This window comes from Mucilaginibacter aquariorum (assembly GCF_024498135.1).
In the GTDB taxonomy this organism is placed as follows: Bacteria; Bacteroidota; Bacteroidia; order Sphingobacteriales; family Sphingobacteriaceae; genus Mucilaginibacter; species Mucilaginibacter aquariorum.
This window is the reverse complement of sequence record NZ_JANHOH010000002.1, coordinates 445,332-458,595: the sequence shown is the minus strand read 5'-3', so window position 1 is coordinate 458,595 and position 13,264 is coordinate 445,332. Positions and strand designations below refer to the sequence as shown.

Below are 13,264 nucleotides of genomic sequence, written 5' to 3'. Positions count from 1 at the left end.
AAAGCCCTGCCGATAGTATCAGCAGGGCTTTTTTATGAATAGAGGTTGCGGTTATGGGTGAACGTAAAGTATGGTATCGGCAAGGTCGCGGTTAATTAACTTTAAGCGGGTTGCAGATGATTCAAGGATGCTGTCTTTACGAACACTGCCATCCTCTTTAGTAAACTCCAGCGTGTGGCCACTATTTGTTAAAGCCCATTTACCACCTTTTGTACCTTGCGGACTAACATTTTTGTAGGTATGGTCTGCATTTATGGTAAGCCTAAGGCCTTGTACCATAGTTGCAATAGCCTCTTTTTGTGCCGTGATTTGGTCTTCCGCATCCGGGTTAGCCTCTACCGCTTTATCAATAACTTTTTTCACAATGCTGTTAACACGCGAATCATCAATTTTCCATGCACCAACCAGGTCTTTTTCTGAAGTTGATACAATTGTAAAGGCAGATAATGCAACGGTTGCAGCCACTGCTGTTAATAGTTTTAGTTTCATTATGTTTCTTAGTTTGTTTGTTTTGGATAGTTGTGGGGCTGTTTTGTTACAAACATATCGATTATTTTGCCTTGTAGTTAATTTAAAAACTCTTTCATTTGGTGTGGCAAAGGATAGGTGCCGGCCATACGGCGCATCAAAATAACCTCGCCTACATGGAAGGATAAATGCACCGAAAGATCCTGAACTATTTTAAGCTTTTGATTGATGTAGAGGTCATTGTTATCAAATGCTGATATTTCATCTGCTAATTGCTGCTGCTGATTTTTAAAGATAACAAGGGCACTATTCAACCCTTGCTGATCTGACGGATTTTGGTCATCTATCCAGGTTGCTTCTTCATCCAGCTCAATATGCTGTTGGATATTTTTTAGCTGTGTGAGCTGATAGTTTTGCCACGTAATTAAGTGGTTTAATATCTGCCAGATAGTTTTGGGAGAATTTGTAGGCGTGTTGCTTATTTCGCTTAAAGTAAGGTTATCAAATACTTTAAAGGTATCGAAAGAATTGGCAAACAGGGCCTGGTAATGGTTGGGCATAAAGTTGATTTACAGAACTAAGCTAATGTAAATCGGGCAAATTATTACATCGCCAAAACTTCGTTCTCTTTTTTAATGCGCACGGTAAGCATTATGGCATTCAATAAGGTAAACACCACAGCAGTATAGTACAACCCAAATGCCAAAGGGATTATGGCTATCTCGCAGATAACAATAATGTAATTAGGATGCTTTATATACTTATAAATCCCTGTAGCAACCGGGCGCGTGCCGGGTACTTTGTAAATTTTAGTATTCCAGTAATGGCCCAGGGTTGATATCACAATTGCCTTGATAACTATCAGCACAAAAAACAATATGATAAGCGCGTAGTTAACCACCGTATCATCCCGCCAAATGTATTCGGCTATGACGGATATAATAAAAAGCGTATGCATGGCTACCATAAAGGGGTAATGCTCTTTACCATATTCTACCGCGCCATTTTTAAGCAGCCATTTTTCGTTTTTTGACGATACATAAAGCTCGGCCAGGCGCTGAAATATAAGGAACAGGATAAATATGGTGAATATCATCGGCTTAGTTTTTCATATCAAGTAATACCATTTCGCTGCTGAAGCCCGGGCCCATGGCCAGCATTAACCCATACCCATCGTCAAAACCGTTGGCTACAAATTTTTCCAGCACATATAAAACCGTAACACTGCTCATATTACCGTTATCGTTCATAACCTCACGGGTATTCTTCAAAAAATCACCTTCAATTTGTAAAGCATCGGCATACGCATCCAACACCTTCTTCCCCCCGGGATGAAAGATGAAGTTTTTGATATCGCTAAGTTGCAGATCATGCTTCGCCAAAAAATCCTCAATATCCTTGCTAATGTTTTGGTGTATAAACGTAGGTATATCTTTAGAGAAAACCACTTTAAAGCCATCCTCGCTAAAATCCCAGCCCATCACCTCAAGCGAATCATAATACAATTTACTGCTGGTTGCCTTAAAGGTTATTTGTGGTTTGGGTTGCAAGTGGCTATCGCCCTTAACAATACAAGCTGCTACCCCATCCGAGAATAAACTCGACCCAATAAAATTACTCTTACTGTAATCGTTTTTTATAAGTGTGAGCGAGCAAAGCTCTACCGCTATTAACAACACTACCGCATCCGGGTTAGCCTTTGCCGCTATATTAGCCTTAGCCATGCCAGATACCCCACCTGCACAGCCTAACCCCCAAACAGGTGTACGATTAACGTGCGGGTTTAGCTGCATTTGATTGATGATAAGCGCATCTATACTGGGTGTTGCCAGCCCGGTAGTCGAAAGAAATATAATATCGGTAATATCTTCCTTGCTGATACCCGCCTTTTCTATAACCGCCTCTGCGGCCTCAACCGAGTATTGCAGGGCCAGTTTAATATACTCGTCGTTGCGTTGCTTAAAGGTGGTAGTTTGGGCATAGTAGTTTAGTGGCTTAACAAAATTACGGGTTACTATGCCTGTATTATCAAAAGCCTGTATCAACCTGTCAACCTGCGGAAAATCTACAGAGAACATGGCCCTGGCCTGTTCCTTTACGGTTTGCTGGTCAACCTTGTCCGGAAGATCTATTTTAGAAACTGATGCTATAAATGGCATTGATAATTATTTTAATGAAGCCTATAAACAATACGTTAGAAAGTTGGCTTTGGTTGACAACTTTTAATAAAGAGTATTGTTTTATCTATCATCAAGCTTAATTTCGTAAATAAATAAAACCAAGCACTATGCCAGAATTACCCGACCTGCAAGTCTTTAGCCGCAACCTTGATAAAAAGTTAGCCGGTAAAACGGTTAAAGAAATTAATGTGCACAAAGCGCCAAAACTAAACGTAACCCATACAGAGCTGCAAAACACCCTGCACGGCCAGAAACTATCTTCAGTTTACCGCGATGGCAAGGAGCTGTTCTTTAAATTTAGTAAGGGCGATGTGCTTGGCCTGCATTTAATGCTGCATGGTAAGTTGTTTTTATTTGAAGGGAAAAACGATAACAAATACCCTATTATAGAATTGATATTTACAGATGATACCGGCCTGGTGCTTACTGACTTTCAGGGGATAGCCACCCCTACCCTAAATCCCGGGGCAAAAGATGCTCCGGATGCGCTATCACCAGATGCCGGTTTGGATTACCTGAAACAAAAGCTGGGCAAAACAAAAACCAATGTTAAAACCGTTTTGCTTGATCAGAAAATAATTCGTGGTATTGGCAACGCCTATGCCGATGAGATACTTTGGGACGCAGGGATATCGCCCTTTTCGGCAAGTAATAAGATACCCGGCGATAAAGTGAAAGACCTGGTAAGATCAATCTACTCTGTTTTGAAAGACGCCGAAAAGCAGATCATCAAATCAAACCCCGATATTATTGCCGGTGAAGTGCGCGATTTTATGCTGATCCATAACGCCAAGAAAAAGACCAGCCCTAAAGGTGCCGAAATACTGGTTAAAGAAGGTTCGCGGAAGACCTATTATACCAAGGAGCAGGAGTTGTATAGTTAAATATATGAAGCCTCACCCTACCCTCTCCAAAGGAGAGGGTTCTAAAAATTTCAAAGTCCTCTCCTTTGGAGAGGATTTAGATGAGGCTTTCCTTTATTTTCTATAAACTTAAAACATTTAACTTCAGCGCTATGTTTAGTACAAACAAATACTAAACTACTATGGGAACTTTACAGCATGTGCAACACCAGATCGATGCATTGAACGATCTGATCAAGATAAATAATGACCGCATGGCAGGCTACAAAAAAGCGGTTGAAAGCACTGAAGACCGGGCTTTGAAAACTGTTTTTGAGGGTTATATAGATCAAAGCAAGGCTTATGTTAACGAACTAAACGATTATATTCACCTACTTGGAGGTTCACCTACGGATGGCACCACCCTTTCGGGTAAGTTTTATCATGCCTGGATGGATGTAAAATCAGCCTTTACTAAAAATGACAGCCATTCGGTACTATCCGACTGTGAACGCGGTGAGGATATTGCCAAAAGTGCTTACCGCAAAGCGTTAGATGACAAGGAACTGATTTGGGAAGATGAGAAAGTGGTAAGCTTGCTTAATAACCACATGAACGGATTAAAAATAGCGCACGATGCTATTAAAGCGCTGCGCGACTCTTCCAAACAAGAAGCATAATGGACAGCCCCGATCAAGATTTTTTAAAAAATTACAAGCCCCTGCACGTACCACATAAGTACGATGCAGGCGCTTCGTTACAGGATAATGTAGTATACGCCTTAGCCCAGCTGGAATATGCCACCGCACCCGAAGTTGCCGCAAAAATGGACGAGTTTGAACCGCAAACCGATAAAGCTACCCATCAGCAGCAAACACGCGAAGTATTAGAAGGTTTATTTAACAAAGGCCTGATAAAAGGCGATTACGAACCAGAAAGGCAATATAACCTGAGCAAGATACTTACACCAAACTCGGGTAAGGCAGATAAGTTGTTTTAATTTCCCTTTCTGTCATCCTGAGTTTTAAAATTCCTAAAGGCTTTGAAGGTGCAATGATATATTTTTAAAGAGCTGTGCAGCGTGACAGACTATATTATAGTCCATTTTACTTGTGCTTATTTTGGAATTAATGGTGACGTTATTTTGTCAGTCGCCTATTTTTTAAACATCTTATTAACAATTATTTATGCGTTCACGATGGCGTTCACGGCTGTGAACGTGAACACTTCAGGCAATTTGCTATCAAATGTCATGGATAATAAAGCCATGTATCAGCTATAGATGCTTACAATAATTACGGTGCCGTAGGCGATACCGGCGTAACCGACATAACGCTATCGACTACAAAATTACTTACCCCACGCCATGGCAACGTGTGCAGGTATTCTTTGTAATGCAGCTCCAGCATCGCGCCAGCACTATGGTTAAGTTTATCGGCCACCTTGGGGTCGGTTACCGAAAACATAAATTCGTTTGATGAAATATTGCCCTGCGTTTGGCTGCGGATCCCGCTTTGTATCAACCGGCCTTCGTAGGTTTTAAACATATAGCCTTTTTTAACAAAATAGTTCATAGTGCCGGCCTTTGTACCTTCGCCAAAAACAAAATAATAGCGGTAGTAAACCACCCCTACAATTACAACGGCCAGTACCAAAAATATAATTGTTAAAACGCGTCCTTTCATAATGTTAAAATTTATACGTAAAACTAAGGTATTCAGCTTATAAGTTTACAAAATAGTTCACCAGCGAATTGAAATCATCAAATTTCAAATCATAATCTTCGGTTTCGCCAAAGCCATAACTTACAAATACAAAAGGTATGCCTGCTAAGCGGCTTTGCTCGCCATCACCTGCGGTATCGCCCACATAAACCGGGTTTTTAAGGCCGTGCTTATCTATTAACAGTTTTATGTTATGATTTTTGGGCATAAAATTAACGCCGTGTGCCAGCTCATCTTTTATCAGGTCATCAATGCCTGCCCAATCAATAAACTGCCGTATAATGCCTTTAGCGCAGTTACTGAGTATAAATAGCGGGTATTTCTCTGCCAATAATTTCAGGCCATCTTTTACGCCATCGTACAAAACACCACCTTTTTCTTTTATCAGGTTGTTTCGCCTGCCATTAACCAGGCCATAAATTTCAACACGTTTATCGTGCTCAAACTCGGGCATTAAAATCTCGATAACCTTTTTACCTTCCATACCAACCATACCGGCCAAAACATCGCGCGTAATGGTTTTATCTATCCCCAGATCGGTAAAAACAACATTCCATGAGTGTGCGTAGGTGTCAACAGCATCCCACAGGGTGCCATCCATATCAAAAATAAGACTATCGGGTTTTTGCATGGGGTGAAATTAAACTTTAGTTTTTTAACCACAAAGAACATAGAGATATTCCTGCGAATCCTCTTTGAAGTCAAAGTATTTTAACCACGAGGGTACCGAGGGCTAATCACTTTGTGCTCTCTGTGGTTTTTCACTTGGTGATCTCTGTGGTTTAAAAACAACGATAAGTAAAAAGTACCACAACATCAACATTCAACACCATTGCGATGGGTAATTGTTGAGTACCTTTGGTGTATGAAAAAGGCATTTCCGGTTTATGACATTTGTTCCCTGGCCGATCATCAGCACAACGACCTGCTCATTAGCCGTTTTGCACCTTATCTACAAAAACACCAAAACCTTAGCCTGCCGCATAAGCATACCTTTTACCATGTGGTATTTTTTACCGAGGGCGCTGGCAATCATTCCATCGATTTTAAAAGCTTCGGGGTTAAGCCTTACCAAATATATTTTATGACACCGGGGCAAGTGCACCGCTGGAATTTTGAAGGCCCGGTTGACGGTTATATCATCAATTTTTCGGGCGAGTTCTTTCAATCGTTTTTACTGAGGCCGGATTATTTAGAAGGCATGCCTTTTTTTACCGGCAACGTAGATGATGAGGTGATTGACCTAACTGTGGATGTTCGGCAACAAGTTACCGATCTGTTTGAACAACTGATAAAGGAAAGCCACGAGCCCGGCCGCATGGGAATGGACATGATACGTACCCTTATGCTGCAATTATTTATTTTAGTGGCGAGGCAAAGTGAACAAAGCAGCCAAACCACTGTACCAACTTATAACTACACACTGCTGCAAAGCTTCAGAAAGTTAACAGATAAGAATTTCACAAATTTAAAGTTACCAAAGGATTACGCCGCCCTGCTATATATAACCCCAAACCATTTAAATGCTTTATGTAACGATATGCTGGGGATATCTGCAGGTGAGGTGATACGCAACCGTGTTATACTGGAAGCAAAGCGCTTGCTGGTAAACCTTGATTTAAATATTACCGAAATTGCCGGCAAACTTAACTTTGCCGATAACTCTTACTTTACAAAATTCTTTAAAAAATATACCGGGATAACCCCAGAAGATTTCCGGAAAAATCCAATAGCACAATGACACCAGATAATAAAAACCCACAGGGTTACGTACCCGTTTTAGAAGCTTTTATAAAAGCTAAATGCCCGCGTTGCCGTCGTGGGGATATTTATTCTACCCCTACTTATAGTTTTGGCGGACAAAAAATGCATGAACGCTGCTCGCATTGCGGCCTGCATTACGAACGCGAACCGGGATACTGGTATGTGGCCATGTTTGTAAGCTATGCCTTTAACGTAGCCGAAATGGTAACATTTGCTGTAGGTACACACATCTTAACAGGCTCAAACTCGCCATGGTTGTATGTGGCTGTATTAATGGGTGTGGTATTTTTACTATCGCCATTTAATTATCGTTATTCACGGGTGGCTTTGCTGTACTGGCTTACACCAGGTTTAAGTTACGAACCGTGGCGCGCAGAGGATAAGAGCAAGGTTAACCAGGCCCCAAAACCATCTGAAGGGGAGGTGAAACTTAATTAACGATTAGTGGGTTAACTTTTTAATCTTTTTCAAAAGCACATCCATTTCAAATGGCTTGGCAAGGAAGTCGTCAGCACCGGCCTCCATTGCCGATTCTTCGATATCGCGGCTTGCAGATACCATTATTACAGGGATATTTTTAGTGATGGTTGTAGATTTTAGCTTACGGCAAATATCGCGGCCATCTTCGCCGCTCATCCATATATCAAGCAAAAGCAGGTCGGGCAGTTCATCCTTCATATCCAATACGGTAGATCCGTCAACGGTAGTGGTTACTGTGTAGCCTTCAAATTCGAGCAGCATTTCTACAGCATCCACTATACCGGGATCATCATCGGCTATCATTATTTTCTTCGGTCTTTGGATCATGGTATTGTATAGTTTGAGTGCAGAACGACGGGCAGGTTTAACTTATTATTAAATAATTATTAAACGTCTGTTGCTATTTCATCAGCCACCGGTAACGAAAAGCAAAAAGTAGACCCTTTTCCTTCTGTACTGTTTACCCACATTTTACCGCCCTCGCGCCGTATTATCTCGTTCGAGATGTATAATCCCAGCCCCAAACCGGGGAAAGTATGCTGTTTGCTGCCACTTACCCTATAAAATTGCTCAAACACTTTTTCCTTTTTATCATCGGGGATGCCGATACCAAAATCTTCCACACATACTGTAACCATGTTGCCTTCCCGCATCGTACTGATGATAATGCGGTTAGAATGCGGGGAGTATTTGATAGCGTTTGTTACCAGGTTGGTTATTACCTGCCCTATCCGCTCTTTATCAGAATATATTTTGCCCGTATCTTTAAAATCCATTACCAGGATGTGCTTGTGTGTAGTAGCTTGTAAATCCTGTATAGTTTCTTGTACAGCCTGGTTTAAATCAAACCAAACCTTATTAAATAATATCCTGCCCGAGTTTATTTTGGTTACGTCTAACAAGTCGCCAATTAAATTGGTGAGGCGGTTTAGCTGCGCATCCATTTTCATTACCATTGCGGCTTTTTTCTCTTCGCCCTCACGGCTTAACATGGCGCCAAGCACCTGCGCATAAGCTTTTATGCTGGTTACCGGTGTTTTTAATTCATGGCTGGCAATACCCAAAAAGTCATCTTTTTGGCGTTGCATCTGTTTTTGCTCGTCAATATCTGTATTGGTGCCAAACCATCTTACAATTTCATCATCGTTTTTAAAAGGTAAGGCGCGGGCAAGGTGCCATTTATAATTACCATTCTTATCGCGTAGCCTAAACTCATACTGATAAATATTACCAGACTGTAGTGCCTCTGTCCAGGCAACCATATATCCCGGCTGATCTTCGGCATGTATATAATCCAGCCACTTTTCGCCTATTATATCTTCCTTAGGTAAACCAAAGAAATTAAGGGTTTGCTTATTTACATAATCAAGTTCGCCTGTTGTTTTGGCCGTCCATAATTGTACCGGCATAAAATCGGTTACAAATTCAAACTGCCTTATCTGATCATTCAGCTCATTATTCTTTTGTTGCAGTTCAATATCGGTTTTAGTTTTTTCGGTAACATCTGTACAAGAGCCAACATAACCCATAAAACGTCCTTCACTATTATACTGCGGGTTGCCAGTTGCAATGCACCAGCGTATTTCACCGGTTTTGCGGCGGATCCTAAAATCAACCTCGTAGGGCTGCTGCAATTTCAAGTCATGTAAAAACCTTTCGGCTGCCCGGCCCCTATCCTCGGGCACTATGGCTTCCAGCCAACCTGCACCAACTATTTGTTCGTTGGTTTGACCGGTCCAATCTGTCCACGTTTTGTTGACATAAATTATAACACCTTCGTCGTTAGACATCCAAAGCGCTGTTGGCGAAGCGCTGGTTATATTTTGCAATAAATGCTCGCTATCAATTAAGGCTTGCCTACCAGCAATTTCACTGCGTAAGTCACGGGCAATGGTTGCTTTACCCTGTGGTTTGCCGCTGGGGTCATATGTATACATAGACGTTATGTAAACAGGGATAGCATCACCGGTTTTATGATGTCGGTATAGAAGCTGACCAGACCATTGCCCCGATTTTTCAAGCGATTTATTTACAATTTTCAACTTGCTTATTTCGTCGGGCATAATAAATTCCAGGTCATTTGGCAGTTCTTCAACATCATCTAACCCAATCATTTTCCGGCCAACCGTATTTATATAAGTAACCTTACCATCAATATCCGAAAGGCTAATAAAATCATATATATTATCTATCAGGGTTATTAGTTTCCGCTTCTCTTCCTTGTCACGGATACCGGCGGTAATATCAAGAGACGTACCCGCAAAGCGTATACATTTCCCACTATCATCAAAGTATGCCTTACCCCTGCTGCGCAGCCACCTTAGCTGCTTATCAACCGAACCTATTGTTCTAAACTCGCAATCGTAAATCCCACTCCCGGTGGGGTTAAGGGCTTGTTTAACCTTTGCTTCTACCATCTCCCGGTCATTTGGGTGGATGTTCTTTAACACATCTTTATAAGTCATTGACTCATCTTTTGCAAAACCATGCAAGCGATTACAACGCTCATCCCAGGTAACAACTTCGTTGGCAGGGTTCATATCCCAAGTACCTAATTGTGCCGAATCCAGTGCGAAACGTATCCGTTCCTCATTTTCGGCCAGCTTTTGACGGGTAAGCACCAATTCGGTAACGTCATCAGCAGTGTTTAGTATGCCCCAAACTTCTCCGGTATCATTTTTAAGTGGCTTATAAGTAAAATTGAAATAAAAAGGTTGCAGTTGCCCATTCACTAATAGGTTAACCCGTTCGCCGTATGCTTCATAGGCTACGCCTGTTGCGTATACTTCGTCTAAAATATCAAAAAAGGGTTGGCCCTCTAACTCGGGCAATGCCTGCCGAAAGGTTTTACCAAGTATTGATACATCCTTATCCCATACCTTTAATATGGCATTATTTACTAATGTAATAACAATATCAGGACCAACATATAAGCCAACCGGTGAAGGCGACTCGTCTATAATGGTCTTAAATAAGTTTTCGTTTTGCAAAGCATTTTGATAGATGTAGCTTTCCATGTCTATAGTAGAAAAACAATATAAATATACAGCAATAAATTAATCAGGGAGGGAGCGGCTTGCAGATAATATGATGCAATATTAATTCTTCTGTTTGATTATAGCTAATCTGTTACATCAACATTTGCAACGGGTAATTTTCAGGCTCTTATTGTTGCAGATATCCCTCCTGCCGTATTTAAATAAATGTTAATTAATTTATTTCAAGGTTATTGTTTATTGGCAAAACGTAAATTAAATATCATAATCCAAACAATTATAATTCCATGTAGTTAACTCGAAATAATTTGTAAGATACTTTACAACGTAATTGAATAAATAAGCCTTTCTCTCAAGCAATACGCTTGCTTGTTAGGGCACTATTTATACTTTTATGAAACATTGAAAACGATAAGATTGCATGAGTAAGTCTCAAAAACAGAAAGAGCCTGTACAATACGGTACATTACCAAAGGCTTTAACAGGAATTACAGGGCTTGATGAAATTACAGGTGGTGGGCTTCCATATGGTAGGCCATCTCTGATATGCGGCGAAGCCGGATCCGGCAAAACGCTTATGTCTATTGAATTTATTGTACGCGGCGCTGTACAGTATAACGAAGCCGGCGTTTTTGTAGCTTTTGAAGAAAAATCTGATGAGCTGGCCATGAATGTGGCTTCACTGGGCTTTGACCTAAAAAAGTTACAAGCCGAAAAGAAAATAAGAATAGACCATGTACATATTGACCGCAGTGAGATAGAGGAAACGGGAGAATATGACCTGGAAGGATTATTTATACGTTTGGGATATGCTATTGACAGCATTGGTGCCAAGCGTGTGGTGCTTGATACATTAGAAAATCTTTTCTCCGGTTTAAACAACCAGGCGGTTTTGCGAACCGAACTACGCAGGCTATTCTCTTGGTTAAAGCAAAAAGGCGTAACGGCTATTATTACAGGCGAGCGTGGCGAAGGCTCATTGACCCGCCAGGGCCTTGAAGAATATGTATCTGACTGTGTGATATTGCTTGATAACCGCGTGGTTAACCAGATAACCACCCGCAGGCTACGCGTAATTAAATATCGTGGTAGCGTGCATGGTACAAATGAGTATCCGTTCCTGATAGATGAGGATGGCATATCTGTACTACCGGTTACTTCGCTAAAAATGGCTAATAAAGTTTCTACAGAGCGTATATCAACGGGTGTACCTGCTTTAGATGATATGCTGGGTGGCAAGGGTTTATACCGTGGTGGCAGCGTGTTGGTATCAGGCACCGCCGGTACGGGTAAAACAAGTTTGGCGGCATCTTTTGCCAACGAAGTCTGTAACCGCAAAGAAAAGTGCGTTTACTTTGCCATGGAAGAATCACCAAACCAGATCATTCGAAATATCCGTTCAATAGGTATTGATCTGCAAAAACATGTTGATAGTGGCTTGCTTTATTTTAACGCGTCGAGGCCAAACCTGTACGGGTTAGAAATGCACCTGGTAGCCATGCATAAGTGTATCAAAAAATATCGGCCAAGTGTGGTTGTTATTGACCCGATAACCAATTTTATTAATATAGGATCGGTAAGTGAGGTGAAAAATATGCTGGTGCGTATGATAGATTTTTTGCAGGAAGAGCAAATCTCTGTGATGTTCACGGCTTTATCATTAAACACTATTATAAATGAACAAACCGATGAGGGTGTATCATCATTGGTAGATGCCTGGATACTGGTACGCGATATTGAATTTAACGGTGAACGTAATCGTGGTTTGTACGTTATGAAATCGCGCGGAATGAAACATTCTAACCAGGTGCGTGAATTTATAATAACCGGCAAAGGGCTTCAATTAGTAGATGTTTACTTAGGCCCCGAAGGTATCCTTACAGGATCGGCCCGCGAACAGCAAATGCTGCTGGAACAAACCGGCGAAGCTATACGCAGTAATGCAGTTACCCGTAAAGACAGGGAGATCGTTCGCAAACGCAAAGTGCTCGAGGCTAAAATAGCCAGCCTGCATACCGAGTTTGAATCGGTAGAGGAAGAATTGAACAAGGTATATCTGGAAGAAGAACTTAAAAAAGAAATACTACGAAAAAACCGTGAGGAAGTGATCAGGATAAGAAAGGGCGAAACGGAAGAAAATGTACAAAAACCCAAAACATCCCGTAAAAAATAATGGTAAGAATTGATAAAAAATGGGAGCTGAGGCTATATGTAGCAGGTAAAACACCAAAATCTGTTACCGCGTTAAGCAACCTTAAAAAATACTGCGAAGAACATTTAAAAGGCCAGTACCGTATTGAGATAATTGATCTATTAGAAAAACCACAATTGGCTGAGGGTGACCAGATACTGGCTATACCAACGCTGGTAAGAAAAGTGCCCGAACCTATCCGTAAGATAATTGGGGACTTATCTAACGAGGAAAAGGTATTGGTTGGCTTAAACATTCGCCCCGCTTAATTGTATAAATAGATAGTTATGGCCGATCAGAGTGGGGTTTTAGAGAGATACAACGAGGGGGATACCGGGTCTGGGATTTATGTGTTGCGTTTGTTTATAACAGGGGCATCCCCTAACTCTATTCGTGCGGTAGAAAATATAAAATCTATTTGTGAAGAATATCTGCCGGGTAACTACAACCTGGAAATAATAGATATTCACCAGCAACCACAGCTTGCCCAGGGGGAAGATGTAATAGCAGTGCCTTTAATGATAAAATTATCACCTTATCCTAAAAGAAGGATGATAGGTGATATGAGCGATACAAATAGAGTTTTAAAAGGACTTGGCCTTGCCACAAACAGTTAATT

The 13,264-nt window shown here is 41.2% G+C and carries 16 protein-coding genes; 8 read left to right on the top strand and 8 right to left on the bottom strand.

Annotation, left to right across the window (positions count from 1 at the left end; all coding sequences use genetic code 11):
* Positions 1-51: 51 nt before the first annotated feature.
* From NPE20_RS13120 to NPE20_RS13105, 4 genes are all read right to left on the bottom strand, one after another.
* Complete coding sequence (locus NPE20_RS13120) at positions 52-489, bottom strand: hypothetical protein (protein WP_256539117.1); 438 nt, start codon at positions 487-489, stop codon at positions 52-54.
* A 77-nt stretch (positions 490-566) separates the two neighbouring features.
* The gene (locus NPE20_RS13115) at positions 567-1,028 is read right to left on the bottom strand and encodes a DinB family protein (protein ID WP_256539116.1); all 462 of its coding nucleotides are present in this window, start codon (positions 1,026-1,028) and stop codon (positions 567-569) included.
* A gap of 44 nt (positions 1,029-1,072) precedes the next feature.
* Positions 1,073-1,564, bottom strand: a complete 492-nt coding sequence (locus tag NPE20_RS13110) for an isoprenylcysteine carboxyl methyltransferase family protein (RefSeq protein WP_256539115.1) — start codon at positions 1,562-1,564, stop codon at positions 1,073-1,075.
* A 4-nt stretch (positions 1,565-1,568) separates the two neighbouring features.
* Positions 1,569-2,627: a type III polyketide synthase gene (locus tag NPE20_RS13105; protein WP_256539114.1), complete on the bottom strand. Its 1,059-nt coding sequence runs from the start codon at positions 2,625-2,627 to the stop codon at positions 1,569-1,571.
* A 128-nt stretch (positions 2,628-2,755) separates the two neighbouring features.
* Here NPE20_RS13105 and NPE20_RS13100 point away from each other — a divergent pair, with 128 nt between their 5' ends.
* From NPE20_RS13100 to NPE20_RS13090, 3 genes are all read left to right on the top strand, one after another.
* Positions 2,756-3,532 carry a DNA-formamidopyrimidine glycosylase family protein gene (locus NPE20_RS13100; protein WP_256539113.1) on the top strand — a complete coding sequence of 259 codons (777 nt, stop codon included), beginning with the start codon at positions 2,756-2,758 and terminating at the stop codon, positions 3,530-3,532.
* A 161-nt stretch (positions 3,533-3,693) separates the two neighbouring features.
* Positions 3,694-4,170, top strand: a complete 477-nt coding sequence (locus tag NPE20_RS13095) for a ferritin-like domain-containing protein (RefSeq protein ID WP_256539112.1) — start codon at positions 3,694-3,696, stop codon at positions 4,168-4,170.
* Positions 4,170-4,490: a hypothetical protein gene (locus tag NPE20_RS13090; protein WP_256539111.1), complete on the top strand. Its 321-nt coding sequence runs from the start codon at positions 4,170-4,172 to the stop codon at positions 4,488-4,490. Before NPE20_RS13095 ends, NPE20_RS13090 begins: the two co-directional genes overlap by 1 nt.
* 295 nt (positions 4,491-4,785) lie before the next feature.
* Here NPE20_RS13090 and NPE20_RS13085 read toward each other — a convergent pair whose 3' ends face one another.
* Positions 4,786-5,175, bottom strand: a complete 390-nt coding sequence (locus NPE20_RS13085; RefSeq protein WP_256539110.1) for a hypothetical protein — start codon at positions 5,173-5,175, stop codon at positions 4,786-4,788.
* Positions 5,176-5,212: 37 nt separating this feature from the next.
* Complete coding sequence (locus tag NPE20_RS13080; protein ID WP_256539109.1) at positions 5,213-5,845, bottom strand: HAD family hydrolase; 633 nt, start codon at positions 5,843-5,845, stop codon at positions 5,213-5,215.
* 234 nt (positions 5,846-6,079) lie between these two features.
* On the opposite strand from NPE20_RS13080, the gene NPE20_RS13075 reads away from it, so the two are divergent.
* Together NPE20_RS13075 and NPE20_RS13070 are read left to right on the top strand one after the other, a co-directional pair.
* Positions 6,080-6,955: a helix-turn-helix domain-containing protein gene (locus tag NPE20_RS13075; RefSeq protein ID WP_256539108.1), complete on the top strand. Its 876-nt coding sequence runs from the start codon at positions 6,080-6,082 to the stop codon at positions 6,953-6,955.
* Positions 6,952-7,416 (top strand): DUF983 domain-containing protein, encoded by a 465-nt coding sequence (locus tag NPE20_RS13070; RefSeq protein WP_256539107.1) that lies wholly within the window; start codon positions 6,952-6,954, stop codon positions 7,414-7,416. The genes NPE20_RS13075 and NPE20_RS13070 overlap by 4 nt, the downstream gene beginning before the upstream one ends.
* Positions 7,417-7,419: 3 nt before the next feature.
* On the opposite strand, the gene NPE20_RS13065 is transcribed toward NPE20_RS13070, so the two are convergent.
* The gene (locus NPE20_RS13065; protein ID WP_256539106.1) at positions 7,420-7,785 is read right to left on the bottom strand and encodes a response regulator transcription factor; all 366 of its coding nucleotides are present in this window, start codon (positions 7,783-7,785) and stop codon (positions 7,420-7,422) included.
* A gap of 59 nt (positions 7,786-7,844) precedes the next feature.
* The gene (locus NPE20_RS13060; RefSeq protein ID WP_256539105.1) at positions 7,845-10,475 is read right to left on the bottom strand and encodes a PAS domain-containing sensor histidine kinase; all 2,631 of its coding nucleotides are present in this window, start codon (positions 10,473-10,475) and stop codon (positions 7,845-7,847) included.
* Between the two features lie 400 nt (positions 10,476-10,875).
* On the opposite strand from NPE20_RS13060, the gene kaiC reads away from it, so the two are divergent.
* The 3 genes from kaiC to NPE20_RS13045 are packed head-to-tail and all read left to right on the top strand — an operon-like array spanning position 10,876 to position 13,262.
* Entirely contained in the window at positions 10,876-12,627 is a 1,752-nt protein-coding gene (kaiC, locus tag NPE20_RS13055) for a circadian clock protein KaiC (protein WP_256539104.1), read from the top strand.
* Positions 12,627-12,914: a circadian clock KaiB family protein gene (locus NPE20_RS13050; RefSeq protein ID WP_256539103.1), complete on the top strand. Its 288-nt coding sequence runs from the start codon at positions 12,627-12,629 to the stop codon at positions 12,912-12,914. The genes kaiC and NPE20_RS13050 overlap by 1 nt, the downstream gene beginning before the upstream one ends.
* 18 nt (positions 12,915-12,932) lie before the next feature.
* The gene (locus NPE20_RS13045) at positions 12,933-13,262 is read left to right on the top strand and encodes a circadian clock KaiB family protein (protein WP_256539102.1); all 330 of its coding nucleotides are present in this window, start codon (positions 12,933-12,935) and stop codon (positions 13,260-13,262) included.
* Positions 13,263-13,264 lie beyond the last annotated feature (2 nt).

Coding starts and splice junctions, on each gene's coding strand:
- kaiC (WP_256539104.1), top strand. CDS start 10,876: ATGAGTAAGTCTCAAAAACAGAAAGAGCCTGTACAATACGGTACATTA.
- NPE20_RS13075 (WP_256539108.1), top strand. CDS start 6,080: ATGAAAAAGGCATTTCCGGTTTATGACATTTGTTCCCTGGCCGATCAT.
- NPE20_RS13100 (WP_256539113.1), top strand. CDS start 2,756: ATGCCAGAATTACCCGACCTGCAAGTCTTTAGCCGCAACCTTGATAAA.
- NPE20_RS13050 (WP_256539103.1), top strand. CDS start 12,627: ATGGTAAGAATTGATAAAAAATGGGAGCTGAGGCTATATGTAGCAGGT.
- NPE20_RS13085 (WP_256539110.1), bottom strand. CDS start 5,175: ATGAAAGGACGCGTTTTAACAATTATATTTTTGGTACTGGCCGTTGTA.
- NPE20_RS13105 (WP_256539114.1), bottom strand. CDS start 2,627: ATGCCATTTATAGCATCAGTTTCTAAAATAGATCTTCCGGACAAGGTT.
- NPE20_RS13070 (WP_256539107.1), top strand. CDS start 6,952: ATGACACCAGATAATAAAAACCCACAGGGTTACGTACCCGTTTTAGAA.
- NPE20_RS13120 (WP_256539117.1), bottom strand. CDS start 489: ATGAAACTAAAACTATTAACAGCAGTGGCTGCAACCGTTGCATTATCT.
- NPE20_RS13115 (WP_256539116.1), bottom strand. CDS start 1,028: ATGCCCAACCATTACCAGGCCCTGTTTGCCAATTCTTTCGATACCTTT.
- NPE20_RS13095 (WP_256539112.1), top strand. CDS start 3,694: ATGGGAACTTTACAGCATGTGCAACACCAGATCGATGCATTGAACGAT.
- NPE20_RS13080 (WP_256539109.1), bottom strand. CDS start 5,845: ATGCAAAAACCCGATAGTCTTATTTTTGATATGGATGGCACCCTGTGG.
- NPE20_RS13110 (WP_256539115.1), bottom strand. CDS start 1,564: ATGATATTCACCATATTTATCCTGTTCCTTATATTTCAGCGCCTGGCC.
- NPE20_RS13090 (WP_256539111.1), top strand. CDS start 4,170: ATGGACAGCCCCGATCAAGATTTTTTAAAAAATTACAAGCCCCTGCAC.
- NPE20_RS13065 (WP_256539106.1), bottom strand. CDS start 7,785: ATGATCCAAAGACCGAAGAAAATAATGATAGCCGATGATGATCCCGGT.
- NPE20_RS13045 (WP_256539102.1), top strand. CDS start 12,933: ATGGCCGATCAGAGTGGGGTTTTAGAGAGATACAACGAGGGGGATACC.
- NPE20_RS13060 (WP_256539105.1), bottom strand. CDS start 10,475: ATGGAAAGCTACATCTATCAAAATGCTTTGCAAAACGAAAACTTATTT.